Below are 18,051 nucleotides of genomic sequence, written 5' to 3'. Positions count from 1 at the left end.
TTGGTTTATCGGGTGAGATCTGGCTCCGCAGGACGGAACACATCATGGATCAGCCGCAGGACCAGCACACCGCACCCAAGAGGTGCGACGGCATAGGCCCACCCGAGCGGCCAGTCGATCACGCCATACTCGACCTCGTGATGCGCAAAGGCACCCCAGGCAAATTTCGCAGACATGAAGGTGATCGCGGCAAAGAAGGCGGCAGGCAGAAGCAAACGCGCCTTTGCCAGCAGCGTTCCCCAAAGACCGGGGAGGGTCTCTGGGCCAAAATCCAGGGCGAGATGACCACCGTCCCGGAACACCCGCGGCAGCGACAGGGTCGCCAGCGCAGGCATCAGGTAGAGTTCGGTCAGTTCGAACTGGATCTGGACCGGGCGGTTCGCGATCAAACGCAACAAGATATCTGCGTTGATCAAGACCGCTACGGCGACCAGGGAGAGGCACCCGGCAAGATGCAGGGTGTCCTCGATTTTTCTCAGCGTGCGTTCGATCATGGTCAAACCAGCCTCCCTTCTGGTTGACGCGAGCGCCCAGGCTTAACGCTTGGGCAGCTCGACGATTGCAGAGCCCATGGCGGACATTTCGCCATCCTGCTGTTCTGCACGTTGCTGGATTTCAAGCAGATAGCGACCATCTTCCTCATACTTGCGAATGACGGTGCCGTGGATCAGGATGATGTCGCCTTCGGGGTTGTGCCGACGCACCTGGCATTTCGCCTGCCGCAGGAACCCATCATCGCCCATCCAGTTGGTGATCTGATGTGTCAGCCAGGACGTCCGCTCGGGACCATAGTCATAGGCGCCGGGCGCACCAACTTCGAGCGCGAATTCTTCTTCCCAGTGAACCCGTTCGGGACAATCGGGAATGCCGTAGCGGTTCTTCGGACCTGCGCTCGGGTGTTTCTGCTGCAGCTGCCAGGCAAGCTTGTTGGCCCGGATATAAAGACCGCCCCAACCCTGCGCATAGGCGATGAAGCCGGTGGCCGTCATCGGCCCCTTGACCATGGTCGGCAGCTCGGTGCCTTCGGAAACGTCATCCCAATAACGGGTCTCGGCGCCGCGGATTTCTTCCTGCTCGTAATACTTGTAGTATTCTTGCAGTTCGGCCTCGGTCCAGACACGGCGGCCCTTCTCCTTGGCTTCTGTATATTTGGTGCCATTCTCGCGCGCCTGATCACGGTCGGTGCGGAAGCACCAGCTGTCAGCATCCGCCACAAGATCGCCCGTCGCAGTGTCATAGAAATCGACGTGATAGATCTGCTGGACGGCTTTCCCTGCGAAACGGGTGTCGTGTTCGACCAGATCCTTGAGGTAGGCCTCGGTGCGGAATTCCATGTTGCGAGTGATGGTCTTGTGCCAGTTCCAGTTGGCCCCCGACCACATCGCGTGCACGCCCGGCAGCCCACCCACATAGCCCGAGATGATCCGGTTCGTCGCGAACAGGAACGAAGGCAGCGCGATCACATCGCCATACTTGGTGGTCTTGGCATAGTCCGGATCACACCACAGCGGGTTGTCGTCACCAATGCCATGGGCGTAGTGGCGAATGTTGTCTCGGGTCGCTTCATAGCACCAGGGCTCGACCGTTTTTTCGATCTTTACGCCAACGCGTTCGCGCAGATCGTCAAGGCCTTCCTCGGTGATCTTCGGAAATTTCCGGGTCATTTCATTCATTCGTTTTCCTCCTAGAATTACGTCTGGTGCGCGCGGATCAGCCCGCGGTTTCCAGTTGCCTGGCTTGTTGATCTCTCAGGATTTTTCGGTTCACCTTGCCTGCCGGGGTTTTTGGCAGTTCGGTGACAAATTCGATCTGGCGGGGGTATTCGTGCCGCGCGAGCTTGGAGCGGACATGCTCCTGGATGTCTTCCTTGAGCCCGGCAGTCTCCGCTGTTTTCAGGATAATGTAGGCCTTGACGACCTGACCGCGCAGCTCATCCGGGGCGCCGATCACACCACACTCGGCAACGGCGGGATGGCTCAGCAGCGCATCTTCGACCTCAACTGCGCCGATGGTCCAGCCTGCGGAAATGATGACATCGTCCGCCCGGCCGCCGTGGTAGAAATAACCATCCTCATCGACCCGCCCCAGATCTTTTGTCGGGAACCACTTGCCCGCCTTTTTGACCATGAGCTCACCGGTCTCTCCGGGGTCACAGGGCGAACCATCGTCGCGCTGGACCTGCACTTCGACGCCGGGAACGGCCTTGCCCATGGCACCGTCCCGCACCTCCAGATCATTCGCACCCGGATAATTGGCAATGATGACACCGATCTCGGTGGTGCCATACATCGAGCGGACCTTGGTGCCGAAGACACGTTCCACATAGGCGGCGGTTTCGCTGTCGATCGGCTCACCCGTGAAGGAGAGCTTGTCGAAATGATAGGTGAAATCCTCTGCCCGGCCGGAGTTGCGCATCATCCGGTAATGGGTCGCCGCAGCCGTGAGGTTGCTGATCTCGAAATCGTGCAGGGCCTGCAACAGGCGTACCGCGTCAAACTTGCCCGAGAACGTGCCGGTCGACACGCCAAGGGCCAGCGGTGCCAGCGTGCCGTGCCAGAACCCATGCCCCCAGGCTGGTGAGGACGGACAGAAGAACCGATCGCCCGGGCGGATGCCCGTTGCATAAAGCGCCGCGACCATCAGCGTCACTATGGAACGGTGGTTGTGCTTCACCGCCGCAGGCAGCAGGCGGGTGGTCCCGGATGTGTATTGCAGAACGGCAAGGTCGTTACCCGCGGTCGAGCATTCGAATTCGCCGGGAAAACCATCCAGTCCATCAAGGAACTCTGCATCTGCGACAACAACCCGTTCGGCGCCACCTTCGACGGCTTCCGGCGCCTTCTCTGCGTTGGTGAACAGGATCTTCGGCGCGCAATCCTCGACCCGCAGGCGGATCCCGTCAGGCCCAAAAAGGGTGAACATCGGAACCGCCACGGCACCTGCCTTCATCGCGCCGAACATGACGCAGTAGAAGGGCAGCGACGGCTCGATCATGACCGCGATCCGGTCACCTTTTTGGACGCCCTGCGACACCAGATAATGCGCAACCTGGGAGGACCGGCTGGCCAGTTCCGCAAAGGAAATGATCTCATCCTGCCCCGAGGCATGCGCAATTCGCAGCGCCGTGCGATCCCCCGCTGCGTGGCGGTCCACGCATTCATGCGCAATGTTGAAGTTGTCGCGATCCCCATCGAAGAGCGCCCAGAGCGCATCCTTCGAATAGTGCGTCAGCGCGTCAGCGTAGGATGTGAAATCCGTCAGGCGTTGCATCGCCAATCCTCTCCCTTTCGTCGTCCGGCAAGCACGTCATCGCGGCCTGCCCGTGTTCGTTGACAACGGTAGGGATCAGGATATGTTATTGTCAATACGCTATAATTATTGTATATACGCAATGAAATCAAGCGTTACAGAGGTATAAAATGGCCGCAAAATCAGCAGAGACCACGACCAAGAGACAGGTGCCCGCCGTCACGCGAGCCATTGCTATTCTTAGGTTTTTGGCGCGTTCGGACGAACCGGTGGGCGTCAATCCGATCGCCCGCGAGCTGGAACTGGTGCCCAGCACCTGTCTGCACATTCTGCGTGTGCTTCAGGATGAGGGGCTGGTCGAATTTGATTCGAATACCAAACGCTACTCGATCGGAATCGGCATCCTGCCCCTGGCCCGTTCAGCCCTTCAGAAGAACACCTTCTCGGTTCTGGTGCAGCCGCTGCTTTCTGGCCTATCCGAGAAATTCGGCGTGACCTCCATCGCGACACAGGTGGCCGAACCGTCCCAGATGGTGGTCATCGCACTGTCGCAATCGAGCCTGCCCTTCCGCCTTCAGGTCGACCTTGGCAGCCGCTTTCCCATCCTGATCAGCGCCACCGGCCGCCTGTTTGCCGCATTCAACGTCACCGACCCCGAAGAGCTGCGCAGCGGTTTTGACAAACTGGTCTGGGATCACCCGCCCAGCTTTGACGACTGGCTAACCGAAATCGAGGCGACCCGCGCGCGCGGTTATGCGGTGGACAGGGGAACCTACATCTCGGGCGTGACGGTTGTCGCGGCGCCGGTGTTCAACGCCGCCGGGCAGATGATCCGCTCTCTGGTCGCCATCGGTATTTCAGAGCGGATGGATGACAAACAAGTCGCTTCGCTCGCGAAATCCCTGCTGAAGTTGCGCGACAAAATCGAAGCCATGCAAATCGAAACGAGGAGCTAGACAGTGACCCAATTCACCGAACAAACAGGCTGGAAAGAGCTGAAGGCCGGTCCCTTCATGGATGGGATCGGCCCCATCCTGAAGACCAGGGCGCTGGATGGCAGCAATATCTATGGGCTGCGCACCGATGCCTCCCATTGCAATGCCATCGGTTCGGTGCATGGCGGCGTGGTCACCGGGGTGCTGGATCAGGCCATCGCCATCGAGGCCTGGAATGCGGCCAAGCGGCAACCGACGGTCACCCTCCAAATGGATACGCGCTTTGTCACCGCTGCGCGCGCCGGTGACCTGCTGGAAGCCCGCGCAACCCTGCGCCACGCGACGCGCTCCATGCTGTTCGTGGACGCGGATCTGTCCGCAGGGGATCGCCTGATCGCCACGGCAACAGCCGTCATGAAAATAATCGCAAAGAAGGACACACCATGAGCACGCAACAGGAAGACCAGCGACGCGGACCGCTGGCAGGCATCAAAGTGCTGGATTTCTCGCGCATTCTGTCCGGCCCCTATGCAAGCATGGTGTTGGCCGATCTTGGTGCAGAAGTGGTCAAGGTCGAACCGGTCGGCAGCGGCGATGAAACTCGCAACTTCCCGCCCTTCAAAGGTCCGCTGAGCCATTATTTCATTGCCCTCAACCGCAGCAAGAAAAGCATCACGCTGGACCTGAAATCGCCAGAGGGGGCAAAGATCGCCCGTGACCTCGCGCGCAAATCCGATGTTGTGCTCGAAAATTTCCGCCCCGGCGTGATGGATCGGCTGGGTCTTGGCTATGAGACGTTGAAGGCGGATAATCCCGGGCTGGTCTATTGCTCCATCACCGGTTTCGGGCGCAACAGCCCCCATGGCGACAAACCCGCCTTTGATATCGTGGCGCAGGCGCTGTCCGGGGTGATGGATGTGAACCGCGAACCTGGACAGCCCCCCAACAAGCTGGGCATTCCGCTCGGCGATATGGCGGGCAGTATCTTTTCGCTGTTCGGTCTGCTCGCTGCACTGGTGGAACGCAACACGACGGGTCACGGGCGCCACGTGGAAATCGCCATGCTGGACAGCCTGATTGCCATGCAAGGTTATCTCTCCCAGATCTATTTTGTAAGTGGCAACAGCCCGCAGCCGGTTGGCACCCGTCACCCCTCAATCGTGCCTTACGGCGCCTTCCCGACCAGGGACGGCCATGTGATCGTCGCCTGCCTGACGGAACGGTTCTGGCACAACTTCGCGCGCTGCCTTGGGCGCGAAGATCTGATCACCGACCCACGCTTCGCAGAGTATGAAAAACGGCTGGAGAACCGCGACGCGCTGGAGCCGGAAATCTGCGAAATCATGGAAAAAGACACCACGGAATACTGGCTGGACCGGCTGACCGAATTCGACGTTCCAAATGCGCCGATCCTCAGCATCGCGGAGTCTCTGGAACAGGAGCATGTCGCAGCACGCGGGCTGATTGAAACCGTGACGCACCCGGACGTGGGGGACATGCAACTGGTGCGCGGACCGATCCGGTTCGACGGCGAGGGCCCTGCCCCCGCGCGCGCGCCTGCACTCCTCGGCGAACACACGCGTTCGGTGCTGTCGGACTGGCTGGGATATGATGAGGCAGAGGCCCGTGCCCTAGAAACACGCTCCGCGGCACCCGGCGCAGGCTAGGCCTCAGGTCTTTGCGCCGTCTGGGAAATCAGACTGCGGATGTCCGCATCCGTGACCGGTTTGGCCAATGAGGCCAGGCCGGGACTGCCGCGCAGGCTTTCCGGGATCCGGCCAATTCGGCGTGTCGACATCAGGATCAGTTGGCAGTCCGGGTGCAGCCCGGCGCCTAGCTGCAGAAGATCCCAGCCTGATGCGCCATTGTCGAGATTGAGATCACTCAGCAGCAGGTCAAGCTGTGGCAACTCCCGGATCTGCGCTGCGCCTTCGGCAAAACTGCTGGCCCGGTGCAGGGTATAGCCAATCCGCTCTAGCGCCTTGCCGGCCGAGTCGAGATAGGCCGGGTCATCATCGACCACCAGTGCCGTACCGGGCGCCTGCAGCGCGACCTCCTGTGGGGCCTCCTCAGCCTTCAGCGGCGGGAAATTCAACGTCACGGTGGTGCCCCGCTCCGGCGGCTCGATGCGGGAGGTGATGTCCAGACGCCCGCCGGATTGGTGCACGAAGCCATCGACCATCGACAGGCCCAGTCCGGTGCCGCTGCCGTCGCTGCGATTGGTGAAAAAAGGCTCGGTTGCGCGATGTAGCACCTCGGGTGTCATACCACAGCCATCGTCACGGATGCTGAGCTGGGCGCCGCCATCCTGCCCCGTCGCCACCGAGACGCAAATTCGGCCAGCTCCCTCAATCGCCTGACCTGCGTTGACGCAGAGGTTCAGAATGGCGCTTTCCAGCTGGCCCGGATCGACCAGCGCATTGACAGGCTCTGCCGACAGATCAAAGTCCAGCGAAATGTTTTCCGGCAGAGCAATTTCCAGAAGGTCGGCCATACCTTCGACCAGCATCGACAGATCGGTCACCTGCGGTTCCAGATGCTGCTTGCGGGCAAAGGCCAGCAAACGCTCGGTCAGGGACACGCCAAGATCCACCGCCGAGCCGATGCGAGTCCGCAGGTACCGGGCCTGTTCGTCATCCGCCCGTTTCAGAAGGTGCAGATTACCGGAAATACTGGACAGGATATTGCCGAAATCATGGGCGACCTCACCGGCGACTTTGCCCAGGGTTTCAACGCGGCGGATTTCCTCCAACCGTTCATCGATGCGTTTGCGTTCGGTGGTTTCCGACAGCAACCAGACCGCCCCGCCATCGGGCAGCGGCGAATGGCGCAGCTCCAGAACGTGGCCCGAGGCATCGGTGTATTCCTCAAATCCACCGCGCTCCCCTGCGCTCACTTGCCGGGTAAAGGCAGAGCGGTCGATCAGCGCCTGCATATTCGCTGGTTCTTCCGCCTCCTCCGGCGGCAGGCGTAACAGGCTGCGCAGCTTGTCGTTCTCGGCCTCGATCCGGCCATCGGCAGCACTGATGGCGACACCGTCTTTGATATTGCGGAACACACGCGAGAACAGCGCGTTCTGACGGCGGATCTGACCAGTGCGCCGGTCCAGCTTGCGCGCGTTTTCGCGAAATACCTGAAAGGCGGCAAAGAGCTGACCGATCTCATCCTCGGACACCCGGGCCCGGGGCAAATCGCTGCGGTGATCCCCGGCGGCCAGTTTGCGCATTGCATCAGCCACACGGCGCAGGTTGCGGGCCACATAGCGCGACACATAAAGCGACGAGGTGATTGCCACCAGAAGGCTCATCAGGGTCAGCGCCAGAAAGGAATTCTTGGCAACGCCAAGGTTGTCGGAGGTCTCTGCGCGCGCCTGCGACAGGCGGGCCTCTGCCTGCGCGACCTTTTCTTCGGCATAGGTCGAAATGCGGCCCGCCTCCTGCCGGATACGGAACAGGGCGTTCTCCGCATCAAGCTGCGCGGCAAGCTCGCGGTGCTTCAGCACGAACAGGCTGTCACTGCGGCTGAGAGCTGTTTCGATCTCGTCAAAGGTGGCTTGGTGGACAGGCGTCAGGCGCGGAGTGATCTGATCACGGGCACGCTTGTAGCGCCGGGTGAATTCACCGAGTTCGATCAGCGCATCCGCCCGCCCCGCGCCAATGGCGCTGGCGGTCAGTCGTTGCAGACCGGCCCAGACTTCGCGCTCTGCCAGCGGCAGCGTGGTATCGCCCGACAGCCGCCGCACCCGCCCGTTCAGACGCAGCATGTCCCGGTCGATCGCGGTGAGCTCCGCCTTGCGCGCGGTCTGCGGCACCAGCGCGGTGGTCAGATCATCAATCGCCAACCTGAGCCGGGCCAGCGGAAGGTCCAGCGCCGGGTCGCGGGCGGCATGGTCTTCGATGCTACGCAGGTTCTTCAAGACGCTTTGCGCCTCCTGCTCCAGCTGGAAGGGGGGAAACAGCGCATAAAGAAACGGCGCAGAGGTTGCCAGATCCGCCGCCCGGCGGGACAGGTCCAGCGCATCAGACACTTCGGTCAGCGTGTCCTGATGCAGAACATTCATCCACATCTCGGTCCGGTTCAGCACCCGCATGCCGATCAGGCTGACCAGCAGGATCAGCCCGAACAGAACGGCAATGGCAGCAGAGAGGCGAAACCGAACGCTGAGACGGGAAAGCGCGAGCATGCGACGTCAGCCCGGCGACAGGTGAAAGATATAGCCCTGCGCGCGGCGGGTCTGCAGATGCACCGGTTTTGACGGCACCGCCTCGATCTTGCGCCGCAGACGCAAGATCAGCACGTCGATGGTCCTGTCCACGTAGCGCTGCATGTCCGAGCCGAGCTCCTCCAGCAGTTCCGGACGCGGGATCACCCGGTCGGGGTTGCGGGCGAAATAATCAAGCAGCCGGTACTCGGCATTGGTCAGCGGGATCTCCTCGCCTTCCGCGTCCAGCAGACGGCGGGATTGCACATCCAGCCGCAGGGTGCCAAAGGCGATTTGCTGTCCCGGCGCGGCGCTGGGTTTGGCTGGACCATGTCCATAACGGCGCAACACGGCGCGGATGCGGGCCACCAACTCGCGCGGGTTGAAGGGTTTGATCATGTAATCATCCGCGCCGGTCTCCAGCCCGATGATCTTGTCGATCTCATCCCCGACACCAGTCAGCATCACGATGGGGATCTCGTAACGCTCGCGGATATGGATCGCCAGCGTCAGCCCGGATTCGCCGCGCAGCCGCAGATCGATCAGGGCCAGATCCACTGGCGGCGGGTCGCCCAGCGCATGAAAAGCGGGAATATCGGCGCAGCAGACCGCATCGAACCCGCTCTCGCGCATCAGCGCCGACAGCGTCTCGCGCACGTCCGGATCATCGTCCACAATGGCAATGAGCGGCTCTGTCCTGCCGTCCTGCATCACATCCTCCCTCACCGCACCTCCTGCGGCCTTCGCGGGCGGCATACTGCCAAGACCCGCCATGATACGCCAGCGGGTCGACAGAGCTGTGATGCAGTTTGAAACATTGTTAACATGAAAGCTGGCTTCTCGCTGTTTGATTAACAATACGCGCCTAGCATGCGCCGGATGCGGGTCTTTATCTTCGCCCCACCAGCGCCGCGATGGCGGGAGTGACTCCCGGCACCGGCGTTCCAAGGGAGGAAAACATGGTAAAATTCTGGACCGGCGCCGCCACGGCACTGGGCGCACTGACGCTGAGCGCAATCACCGCAACCGCAGCCGAAGACTGCGCCGAGCGCGGCGCGCTCGACATGCTGTACTGCGATGCCAACGGCGATCTGGTGGCTGACACCCCCACCGATCCGGCCAAGCTGAGCAACCCCGACACCCTGGTCTTTGCCTATACGCCGGTCGAAGACCCGGCAGTCTATGCCGACATCTGGGAACCCTTCATCGCACATCTGGAAGAAACCACCGGCAAGGACGTGCAGTTCTTCGCAGTGCAGTCCAACTCGGCCGAAGTCGAAGCGATGCGTTCTGGCCGTCTGCATGTTGCGGGCTTCTCGACCGGACCGACCCCCTTTGCGGTGAACCTGGCCGGCGCTGTACCCTTTGCCATCATGGGCGCTGCGGATGGTCAGTTCGGTTACAAGCTGCAGGTCTTTACCCAGGCGGATAGCGACATCAAGGAAGTGAAGGATCTGGCAGGCCGCCGCGTGGCGCATACCTCGCCGACCTCGAACTCCGGCAACCAGGCACCGCGCGCGCTGTTCCCGGGTCTGGGCGTCGAGCCCGACAAGGACTACGAAGTAGTCTATTCCGGCTCGCACGACCAGTCGATGCTGGGCGTGGTCGCAGGCGATTATGACGCCGCACCGGTGGCCTCCGAAGTGGTGGACCGCATGGCCGAGCGTGGTCTCTATGACACCGCCGACGTGCGCAAGATCTGGGAAAGCGACCCCTTCCCGACGACCTCGTTCAACGTGGCGCACAACCTCGACCCCGAGCTGACCGCGAAGATCAAGGAAGCCTTCTTCACCTTCGATTTCGAAGGCACCAAACTGGGTGACGAATTCGAAGGCGTCAGCAAATTCATCCCGATCACCTACAAGGATCAATGGGCGGTGATCCGTCAGATCCAGGCCTCCAACGGTGTGGAATACACGCCGCAGGGCCTCGCCGGGAACTAAACCCACCAGACCCGAAGATCCGGCCGACCACAGGCGTCGGCCGGACACCCCTGCGGCCCCCCGCGGCTTGCTCCCATGGGCAACGCGGCAGGGGCATGGCCGCGCTATGTCCGAGAGGCCGTCATGCTAGAAATCACCAAACTCACCAAACGCTACGGATCGGGCGATCCGGTGCTGAAGGAGCTGGACCTGACCGTAGAGGGCGATCAGCTGACCTCGGTCATCGGATCCTCCGGCGCGGGAAAAAGTACCCTGCTGCGCTGTATCAACCGGCTGGTCGAGCCGACCTCGGGGTCGATCAACCTGAACGGCACCGAGTTCACCACCCTTGGCCGCCGCGATCTGCGCGCGGCACGGCGCCGGATCGGCATGGTGTTTCAGGGCTTCAACCTGATCGACCGCCTGACGGTGATGGAAAACGTCCAGTCCGGGCGCCTTGGCTATATCTCGACCTGGGCGGCGCTGACCCGGCGCTATCCGCGCGAAGACATCCGCCACGCCTATGAACTGATGGAGCGGGTGGGCATCGCCCATTACGCGGACAAACGCGCGGATGAGCTGTCCGGCGGTGAACGTCAGCGTGTCGGTGTGGTACGCGCCCTGATGCAGCGCCCTGAAATCCTCCTGGCGGACGAACCCACCGCCTCGCTGGACCCCAAGACATCGGAACAGATCATGTCGCTGCTGCGGGATCTTGCGAACGAGCTGAACCTGCCGGTGATCATCAACATCCACAATGTGACCGAGGCCAAGGAGTACAGCGACCGCATCGTCGGCATGCGCTATGGCCGGATCATCTTTGACGACCTGCCCGATCAGCTGGGTAAGGACGAAATGGACGAAATCTATGCAGGCGTTCCGGCAGAGGACCGCGCCGAGGTCGGGGCGGCGGCATGAGCACGGTCAAGGACACCTGGAAAAAGCCACCCTTCATCGCCAACCCGGTGATGCGCTACGGGCTTTATGCGGCCGTGGCGATCTATTTCGTCGTGACCCTGGCCACCCTGCCCATCGATTGGGACCGTGTGGCGGACGGGATGAGCCGCGCCCAGCGCATCTTCAGCGGGGCATTTCCGCCCAGCTTTGACCGCGCCGGTCTGCTGTTCGATGGTTTCATGGAAAGCCTGAAGATCGCCATTCTGGCAACCGTGGGCGGCATCGCGGTTTCGGTGCCGCTGGCCTTCATGGCGGCGGGCAATATCGCGGTGAAACCGGTCTATCTGCTGGGCCGCGGCATCATCATCGTCGCGCGCAGCTTTCACCCGGTGATCGTTGCAATCATCTTCGTAAAGGCGGTGGGCTTTGGTCCCTTTGCCGGGGCGCTGACGCTGGTGGTCTATTCCATCGGTTTCGTGGCGAAACTGCTGGCCGAACGGATCGAGGAAATCGACTTTGGCCAGGTCGAGGCCATGCGCTCTGCCGGGGCCGGGTTCATCGCAACTCTGGCCTATGCGGTGATGCCGCAAATCATGCCGCGCCTGGTGGGGCTTGGCATCTACCAGCTGGACAGCAACCTGCGTGCCTCTGCCGTGGTCGGTATCGTCGGCGCGGGAGGCATCGGCGCCACGCTGGCCAATGCATTCGGGCGCTACGACTACGACTTTGCCCTCGCCATCACCATGGTCATCGTCGGGGTGATCCTGATCTCCGAGGCGGTGAGCGGATTTATCAGGAAGCGGATCGCATAATGACCAATCAGTCTTTGAACCAAACGCTCGACCATTGGTCCCGCTTTACCCTGCGCCAGCGCCTGATGCGTTATGGCGGGCTGGCCCTGACCCTGCTGATCGTTGGCTGGGCACTCAGCAGCATCGACGTGATCTGGGCCTGGGTCTGGGACGCGCCGTCGCAGATGGCGGATCTGTTCGGGCGGATGATGCCGCCGGACCCGAGCAACCTGCCCTCAATCCTTGAAGCAATCTGGCAGACAGTGAATATCGCCACCCTGGCGACGATGATCGCCGTCGTGGTCTCGCTGCCTGTTGCCTATATCGCCGCGCAGAACACCACGCCGAACAAGTTCGCCCTGTGGGTCGGGCGGTTCATCCTCGTCTCCTCGCGGTCGGTGAACACCATTATCTGGGCGCTCCTGTTCGTGGCCATATTCGGCCCCGGCATCGTGGCGGGGATCGTGGCGATCATGTTCCGCTCCATCGGGTTCCTCGGCAAACTGCTGGGCGAAGCGATCGAGGAAATCGACCGCAAACCGGTGGAGGCGCTGGAGGCCTGCGGAGCCTCGCGGTTCAAGATCGTGCTTTACGCCATCGTGCCGCAGGTGATGCCCGCCTTTTTCGCCGTAGCGATCCTGCGCTGGGACATCAATCTGCGCGAATCCACCGTGCTGGGCCTTGTTGGCGCGGGCGGCATCGGGATGATCCTGCAAGGCGCGATCGACACCTTCAACTGGCCAGAGGTCGCCATGGTCCTGCTGACCATCCTCGCGCTGGTGGTGGTGGGAGAGGTGGTCTCCTCCTTCCTTCGCAAAAAGGTCTTGTAACTCGGATCCTGTGACTTGTGGCGGCCCGCGCGACGTGGGCCGCCATTCTTCAAGCTCTCCCCCCGTTCAATCGGCAAGCCGGGACCAGAGCGCCACGGCTTTTTCACATTTGCAAGCCCTTGTCTTGCGCCGCAGATAGCTTGGCCTTAGGCGTAAAAGGGTCCCCTGCCTGAGTTTAAAACCCTGCCATGCAACTTTACCTGCCCATCGCCGAAGTGTCGGTCAACGGTCCCCTGCTGTTGTCCATTGGGCTGGTTGTCGGCATTCTCTCGGGGATATTCGGGGTGGGCGGCGGCTTTCTGATCACACCGCTTCTGTTCTTCATTGGCATTCCACCAGCCGTGGCCGTCGCGACATCCGCAAACCAGATCGTCGCCTCCTCCTTTTCGGCCCTACTTTCCCATATCCGCCGCCGAACGGTGGATTTTCACATGGGGTTAGCCCTGATGGCCGGGGGGCTGGCGGGCTCGACCCTTGGCATCTACATCTTCGACGCCCTGCGGCAGCTGGGGCAGGTCGACCTTCTGGTCAACCTGTTCTACGTGTTCTTCCTGGGGCTGGTCGGCTCTCTGATGTTCATCGAAAGCCTGAACGCCATCCGCAAGGCACGCGCACAATCGGGAACACCAAAGCGCAAAGGTACCAGGCGTGACTGGGTGCATGCCATGCCGCTGCGGGTGCGGTTCCGCACCTCCGGACTTTATATCTCGGTCTTTCCGCCGCTGATCGTCGGCTTTGTCGTCGGGGTATTGTCGGCAATCATGGGGGTGGGCGGCGGTTTTGTCGTGGTTCCGGCGATGATCTATATCCTGGGCATGCCGACGAAGGTCGTGGTCGGCACCTCCCTGTTCCAGATCATATTCGTCTCTGCCTACACGGTGATGATGCACGCCTATACCAACCACACGGTCGATACCGTTCTGGCGGTGCTGCTGATCGTCGGCGGAGTGATCGGCGCCCAGATCGGCACCCGTATCGGGTTGCTCCTGAAGGCCGAACAGCTGCGCATACTTCTGGCGCTGCTGGTGCTGGCCGTCTGCCTGAAATTGGGGCTTGATCTGGCCTTGCAACCGACCGAGCTGTTCTCGCTGACCCGCGTCATCGGGTGAGGCTGGCCTCAGCCACCTGAACGCCTCGCTCTCTCGCAACTAGAGCCTTCGGCGCCCGCATTCTTCCGCATCGCTTCAGCGAAGAAAAATTGACCATACCTGCTGTTTGGCCGTCCCCTGAGCGCAAATTTTGCCACGGCTGGGGACTGACGTAAGATCGTCTATTGAAACTTCCTAAAGGAACTATCGAATATACCCACAAGGGGTTGATGGCCTCCCGGGCCGGATATGGATAGCAATGATTGAACCTCAGTTTCTCGACGATGATCTACGGTTGCAGTTTATTGCAGACCTGCGCATCGACTTCCGGAATCCCACTCCGGAAATCCAGGGCCTGTGCGATCTGGCCGCGCAACTGGCTGGCACTGACATTGCTCTTGTCTCGATCGTAGGGGAACGCGAGCAGGTCTTTCTTGCGAGCACTGGCATGGGAGAGACGCGGAGCACCGCGCGTCAGGTGTCCTTCTGCGGGCATGCGATTTGCGACAAGACCACTCTGCTTGTGCCCGACACCCACAGGGATGAACGCTTCACCGATAATCCGCTTGTATTGGGCCCGCCGTATATCCGGTCCTATGCCGGGGCCCTTCTTGAGCCTGAACCGGGGCGGCCGATCGGCACCGTCTGCGTCATGGGGCGGGAACCCAGCAGCTTTTCGCCGGAGGTTCTGGTCGGCCTGGAGAAGATCAGCGCTGCAGTGAGTGCGTTGCTGCTTGCACATCGCGACAAACAGAGGCTTGCAGAGGCCGCCTCCCAGAGCGCCCGGATCGCGTTTTGGTCGGACATCATGGAGGAGAGCCTCGAGGAGATCTACGTACTCGATCCCGGCACGTGGAAATTCGTCCTGGCCAACAAGGCTGCAAGGGATAACATCGGCTATTCGATGAACCGGCTGACCGAGTTGACGCCGCTGGACCTTGATCCGAGACTGGATCCGGAACGTTTTGGCATGACGGTGCGAAACCTGATGCAAGGCCAAAACACCTACCGCAGGATCAGCACAGATATGCTGCGGGCGGACGGGTCGACCTATCCGGCAGAGATCACACTGCAACGGGTGTTTAACACCAGCCCGATGATCGTCTGCTACGTGCAGGATACGACCGAACGCTCTGCCGCCGAAACCGCAGCCCGAGACGCTCATGCCAGATTGCAGGCCGCCATCGAGGCGCTGACCGATGGTTTTGTTTATTTCGATGCTGATGAACGGCTGGTGCTGGCCAACAGCCGCTATGTCAACATGTTCTCGGCTGAAACAGCCCCCCTGGTCAAACCGGGTCAATTGTTCGAAGTGATACTGCGCAAGGCTGCCTATGAGGGCTATTACGCCGGTACGGAAGGCGGACGCGAGGAAGAGTTCCTGGCGAAACGCCTTGCGGCCTTCCGCAACCCGTCAGGCTCCAGTCTGGTAACTCTGGAGGACGGGCGCGTTTTCCGGGTCTTCGAACAACGCACCCCCGATGGCGGCTGTGTCGGACTGCGGGTGGATGTCACTGAACTCCATCAGGCACGGGCGCAGGCAGAGGCGGCGAATGCGGCCAAGTCGGCGTTTTTGGCCAATATGAGCCATGAAATTCGCACGCCGATGAATGGCATCCTCGGGCTGGTGCAGGTGTTGACGCAGACCGAACTCGATCCGGCCCAGCGCGAAATGGTCGAGGCGGTTCAGGGCTCTGCCGAGGGACTGCTGAGCATTCTGAACGATATTCTGGATCTGGCCCGTATCGAGGCGGGCAAGGAAACCTTTGACACGGCCCCGTTCAGCCCGGCGCAGGTGCTGCGGGATGTGGCGCGCATTCATCAGGCTGTCGCCCAACAAAAGGGGTTGGACCTGCGGCTGGAGATGTCCCCTGAGCTGGAAGGCACCTGGGTCGGCGATGCGCGCCGGATCGGGCAGGTGATCCATAATCTTTGCGGCAACGCACTGAAATTCACGGATCAGGGCCACGTCACCCTGACAGGCAAGGTGTCCACGGAAGGCAATCTGCACCTTTGCGTTTGCGACACCGGGATTGGCATGACGCCAGAACAACTGCGCCGGGTGCGCAACAAGTTCGAACAGGCCGACAACTCGATCACCCGAACATTTGGCGGCACCGGTCTGGGGCTGGCAATCGTTACCGAACTGACCGAGATGATGGGCGGCGATTTTCAGATAGAGTCGCAGCAGGGACGTGGGACCGAAGCGCGTGTCATCCTGCCGCTGCAACGCGGTACTGCCCCGACTGAGGCAAAAGAAACACCAACGGCTGTCACCGCGACCACCTCCCACCCTGCCGCTCCGATGCGCATCCTCGTTGCCGAGGACAACGCCACCAACCGTCTGATCCTGAAAAAGATGCTGTCCAAATTGGACCATGACCCGATCATGTGTTCGGACGGGCAAGAGGCACTCGATACCTGGCAGGCGCAGGAGGTCGATTGTCTGCTGTTCGATATATCAATGCCGCGGCTCAGCGGTCTTGAGGCGCTTGCCAAGATCCACCGACACGTCGCGGACACGGGCGGAGAGATGCCGCCTTCCGTCGCCTTCACGGCCAACGCGATGCCGCATCAGATCGAAGAGCTCAAGGCCGCCGGTTTCGATGATGTTCTGACCAAGCCGATCCGGTTTCAGGACCTGTCAGACTGTTTGACCAACCTCGCTGCCCGGGCCGCAAGCCCCAGCAAGGTCTAGCGATCTTGATGGGGCCATCTGGTTCTGCCTTTGATGCCAAACCGGCCCCTTATTTGCATGAGAGCCAGCAGAACGCTGGCCCCCTTCACTTTGCAAACAATCTTCCAAATCAGGGCCTTAATCCATCATCAGCCCCGGCAGCCATGTACCCAATGCTGGCTGCCAAACAAGCAGCGCAAGGATCGCGAGCTTGATCACCAGAAACGGCGTCACGGCCGCATAAATCTGCTTCATGCCGATCCCGTCAGGGGCGACCCCGCGCATCACGAACAGCAACAGGCCGAATGGCGGCGTCAGCAGGCCGATCTCCATCGTCAGCAGGTAGACAACCCCAAGCACCAGATCATTGATCCCCAGTTGCGCGGCCAGTGGCACGAAGACCGGCACCGTCACCATCAGCATCGAGACCTGATCAATAAAGCAGCCAAGCAGCAGCAGGATCACGATCATGCCGATCAGCACGCCAACCGGGGTCGGATCCACCGCGTTGATCGCCTTGATCAATCCGTTGGTGGCGCCGCTGAAGGACAGGATCTGCGAAAAGGTCTGACTGGCGGCCATGATGAACAGGATCATCACCGACAGCTTCACCGTCTCGATCAGGGCCTTGCCGATCTTCTCAAACGTCAGCGCCCGGTAGGCGGCCCCTGCGCCCAGCGCCGCAAGGCACCCCAAGGCGGCGGATTCGGTCGGGGTCGCAATCCCCAGAAGCAGGCTGCCGATCACCACCGCGAACAAGGCGCTGAGCGGTGCCACGTAGATCAGGAACGGCCGCCACCGTTCGGATAGGGACATCGTCGGCAGATCATCCGGCGGCGCGACCCGCGGGTCCATCAGGCTGCGAAGGATGATATAAGCCACGAAAGAGCCCGCCAGCAGCAAGGCCGGGATAACGCCTGCGACGAGGAGACCAGAAATGGAGATACCCGCAAGGCTGCCCACCAGAACCGCAAGGGCCGAGGGTGGAATCAGCATGGCGATGGCGCCCGATGCCATGATCGGCCCCATGGCCATAGTCGGGTGATACCCGCGTTTCAGCATGCCCGGCATCATGGTCGAGCCGAGCATCGCGGTATTGGCAATCGTCGAACCGGACAGCGCCGCAAAGATCGTACCACCAAACACCGTCACCACCGACAGGCGCCCGGGCACCCGGGTCACCACCCGCTCGATCGCGTCGATGGCGCGATGGGCGATGCCGGTCTGGAATAGGATCTCCCCCATCAGGATGAACAGAGGAATCGGCGCCATCTGAAAATTCGCAACCGATTGCGTGGCATTGCGCGCCAGCTGCAAAAGGCCCCGATCTCCGCCGAGGATTTCAAAGGCTCCGATCATGGTCACGGTGATAAAGGCAAAGGCCACCGGCAGCCCCAGAAGGAGCAGAGCGGCCAGACCGCCCAGCATCCAAGAAAGCGTAACAATCCAATCCATCAGCAG

15 protein-coding genes are annotated in these 18,051 nt (G+C 61.3%); 9 read left to right on the top strand and 6 right to left on the bottom strand.

Features of this window, described 5'->3' with window-relative positions; genetic code table 11:
- Positions 1–5: 5 nt before the first annotated feature.
- The 3 genes from SM764_RS09970 to SM764_RS09960 are packed head-to-tail and all read right to left on the bottom strand — an operon-like array spanning position 6 to position 3,270.
- Positions 6–494: a TRAP transporter small permease gene (locus SM764_RS09970; RefSeq protein ID WP_369001797.1), complete on the bottom strand. Its 489-nt coding sequence runs from the start codon at positions 492–494 to the stop codon at positions 6–8.
- 42 nt (positions 495–536) lie between these two features.
- Positions 537–1,673 carry an FAS1-like dehydratase domain-containing protein gene (locus SM764_RS09965; protein WP_274831201.1) on the bottom strand — a complete coding sequence of 379 codons (1,137 nt, stop codon included), beginning with the start codon at positions 1,671–1,673 and terminating at the stop codon, positions 537–539.
- A 37-nt stretch (positions 1,674–1,710) separates the two neighbouring features.
- Positions 1,711–3,270 (bottom strand): acetate--CoA ligase, encoded by a 1,560-nt coding sequence (locus SM764_RS09960; protein WP_369001690.1) that lies wholly within the window; start codon positions 3,268–3,270, stop codon positions 1,711–1,713.
- Positions 3,271–3,419: 149 nt separating this feature from the next.
- Between SM764_RS09960 and SM764_RS09955 the strand changes: the two genes are divergently transcribed.
- The 3 genes from SM764_RS09955 to SM764_RS09945 are packed head-to-tail and all read left to right on the top strand — an operon-like array spanning position 3,420 to position 5,851.
- A complete protein-coding gene (locus SM764_RS09955) occupies positions 3,420–4,205 on the top strand; it encodes an IclR family transcriptional regulator (RefSeq protein WP_369001689.1) in 786 nt (261 codons plus the stop codon).
- Positions 4,206–4,208: 3 nt separating this feature from the next.
- The gene (locus tag SM764_RS09950) at positions 4,209–4,631 is read left to right on the top strand and encodes a PaaI family thioesterase (RefSeq protein ID WP_369001688.1); all 423 of its coding nucleotides are present in this window, start codon (positions 4,209–4,211) and stop codon (positions 4,629–4,631) included.
- On the top strand, positions 4,628–5,851 hold the full coding sequence (locus tag SM764_RS09945) for a CaiB/BaiF CoA transferase family protein (RefSeq protein WP_369001687.1): 1,224 nt from the start codon (positions 4,628–4,630) through the stop codon (positions 5,849–5,851). The genes SM764_RS09950 and SM764_RS09945 overlap by 4 nt, the downstream gene beginning before the upstream one ends.
- Here the strand turns inward: SM764_RS09945 and SM764_RS09940 are convergent.
- The gene (locus SM764_RS09940) at positions 5,848–8,367 is read right to left on the bottom strand and encodes an ATP-binding protein (protein ID WP_369001686.1); all 2,520 of its coding nucleotides are present in this window, start codon (positions 8,365–8,367) and stop codon (positions 5,848–5,850) included. The genes SM764_RS09945 and SM764_RS09940 overlap by 4 nt on opposite strands.
- A gap of 6 nt (positions 8,368–8,373) precedes the next feature.
- Complete coding sequence (locus SM764_RS09935; RefSeq protein WP_065273612.1) at positions 8,374–9,096, bottom strand: response regulator; 723 nt, start codon at positions 9,094–9,096, stop codon at positions 8,374–8,376.
- Between the two features lie 248 nt (positions 9,097–9,344).
- Between SM764_RS09935 and phnD the strand changes: the two genes are divergently transcribed.
- The 6 genes from phnD to SM764_RS09905 all read left to right on the top strand — a co-directional run bounded on the left by phnD (position 9,345) and on the right by SM764_RS09905 (position 16,611).
- A complete protein-coding gene (gene phnD, locus SM764_RS09930) occupies positions 9,345–10,328 on the top strand; it encodes a phosphate/phosphite/phosphonate ABC transporter substrate-binding protein (RefSeq protein ID WP_274830442.1) in 984 nt (327 codons plus the stop codon).
- A gap of 123 nt (positions 10,329–10,451) precedes the next feature.
- Positions 10,452–11,225 carry a phosphonate ABC transporter ATP-binding protein gene (gene phnC, locus SM764_RS09925; protein ID WP_065271712.1) on the top strand — a complete coding sequence of 258 codons (774 nt, stop codon included), beginning with the start codon at positions 10,452–10,454 and terminating at the stop codon, positions 11,223–11,225.
- Entirely contained in the window at positions 11,222–12,016 is a 795-nt protein-coding gene (gene phnE / locus SM764_RS09920; protein ID WP_065271713.1) for a phosphonate ABC transporter, permease protein PhnE, read from the top strand. Before phnC ends, phnE (SM764_RS09920) begins: the two co-directional genes overlap by 4 nt.
- Positions 12,016–12,825, top strand: a complete 810-nt coding sequence (gene phnE / locus SM764_RS09915; protein ID WP_065271714.1) for a phosphonate ABC transporter, permease protein PhnE — start codon at positions 12,016–12,018, stop codon at positions 12,823–12,825. Before phnE (SM764_RS09920) ends, phnE (SM764_RS09915) begins: the two co-directional genes overlap by 1 nt.
- Positions 12,826–13,013: 188 nt before the next feature.
- Positions 13,014–13,934: a sulfite exporter TauE/SafE family protein gene (locus SM764_RS09910; RefSeq protein WP_369001685.1), complete on the top strand. Its 921-nt coding sequence runs from the start codon at positions 13,014–13,016 to the stop codon at positions 13,932–13,934.
- Between the two features lie 238 nt (positions 13,935–14,172).
- The gene (locus tag SM764_RS09905) at positions 14,173–16,611 is read left to right on the top strand and encodes an ATP-binding protein (protein WP_369001684.1); all 2,439 of its coding nucleotides are present in this window, start codon (positions 14,173–14,175) and stop codon (positions 16,609–16,611) included.
- Positions 16,612–16,728: 117 nt separating this feature from the next.
- On the opposite strand, the gene SM764_RS09900 is transcribed toward SM764_RS09905, so the two are convergent.
- Positions 16,729–18,045: a TRAP transporter large permease gene (locus SM764_RS09900; RefSeq protein WP_369001683.1), complete on the bottom strand. Its 1,317-nt coding sequence runs from the start codon at positions 18,043–18,045 to the stop codon at positions 16,729–16,731.
- Positions 18,046–18,051 lie beyond the last annotated feature (6 nt).

This window comes from Pseudophaeobacter sp. 1A16562, assembly GCF_041008785.1.
GTDB lineage: Bacteria > Pseudomonadota > Alphaproteobacteria > Rhodobacterales > Rhodobacteraceae > Phycobacter > Phycobacter gallaeciensis_A.
This window is presented reverse-complemented; position numbering and strand designations above follow the sequence as displayed.

Excerpts from the sequence above, each read along its gene's own strand:
- SM764_RS09970 (WP_369001797.1), bottom strand. The coding sequence starts at position 494 with ATGATCGAACGCACGCTGAGAAAAATCGAGGACACCCTGCATCTTGCC.
- SM764_RS09965 (WP_274831201.1), bottom strand. The coding sequence starts at position 1,673 with ATGAATGAAATGACCCGGAAATTTCCGAAGATCACCGAGGAAGGCCTT.
- SM764_RS09960 (WP_369001690.1), bottom strand. The coding sequence starts at position 3,270 with ATGCAACGCCTGACGGATTTCACATCCTACGCTGACGCGCTGACGCAC.
- SM764_RS09955 (WP_369001689.1), top strand. The coding sequence starts at position 3,420 with ATGGCCGCAAAATCAGCAGAGACCACGACCAAGAGACAGGTGCCCGCC.
- SM764_RS09945 (WP_369001687.1), top strand. The coding sequence starts at position 4,628 with ATGAGCACGCAACAGGAAGACCAGCGACGCGGACCGCTGGCAGGCATC.
- SM764_RS09940 (WP_369001686.1), bottom strand. The coding sequence starts at position 8,367 with ATGCTCGCGCTTTCCCGTCTCAGCGTTCGGTTTCGCCTCTCTGCTGCC.
- SM764_RS09935 (WP_065273612.1), bottom strand. The coding sequence starts at position 9,096 with ATGCAGGACGGCAGGACAGAGCCGCTCATTGCCATTGTGGACGATGAT.
- phnD (WP_274830442.1), top strand. The coding sequence starts at position 9,345 with ATGGTAAAATTCTGGACCGGCGCCGCCACGGCACTGGGCGCACTGACG.
- phnC (WP_065271712.1), top strand. The coding sequence starts at position 10,452 with ATGCTAGAAATCACCAAACTCACCAAACGCTACGGATCGGGCGATCCG.
- phnE (WP_065271713.1), top strand. The coding sequence starts at position 11,222 with ATGAGCACGGTCAAGGACACCTGGAAAAAGCCACCCTTCATCGCCAAC.
- phnE (WP_065271714.1), top strand. The coding sequence starts at position 12,016 with ATGACCAATCAGTCTTTGAACCAAACGCTCGACCATTGGTCCCGCTTT.
- SM764_RS09910 (WP_369001685.1), top strand. The coding sequence starts at position 13,014 with ATGCAACTTTACCTGCCCATCGCCGAAGTGTCGGTCAACGGTCCCCTG.
- SM764_RS09905 (WP_369001684.1), top strand. The coding sequence starts at position 14,173 with ATGATTGAACCTCAGTTTCTCGACGATGATCTACGGTTGCAGTTTATT.
- SM764_RS09900 (WP_369001683.1), bottom strand. The coding sequence starts at position 18,045 with ATGGATTGGATTGTTACGCTTTCTTGGATGCTGGGCGGTCTGGCCGCT.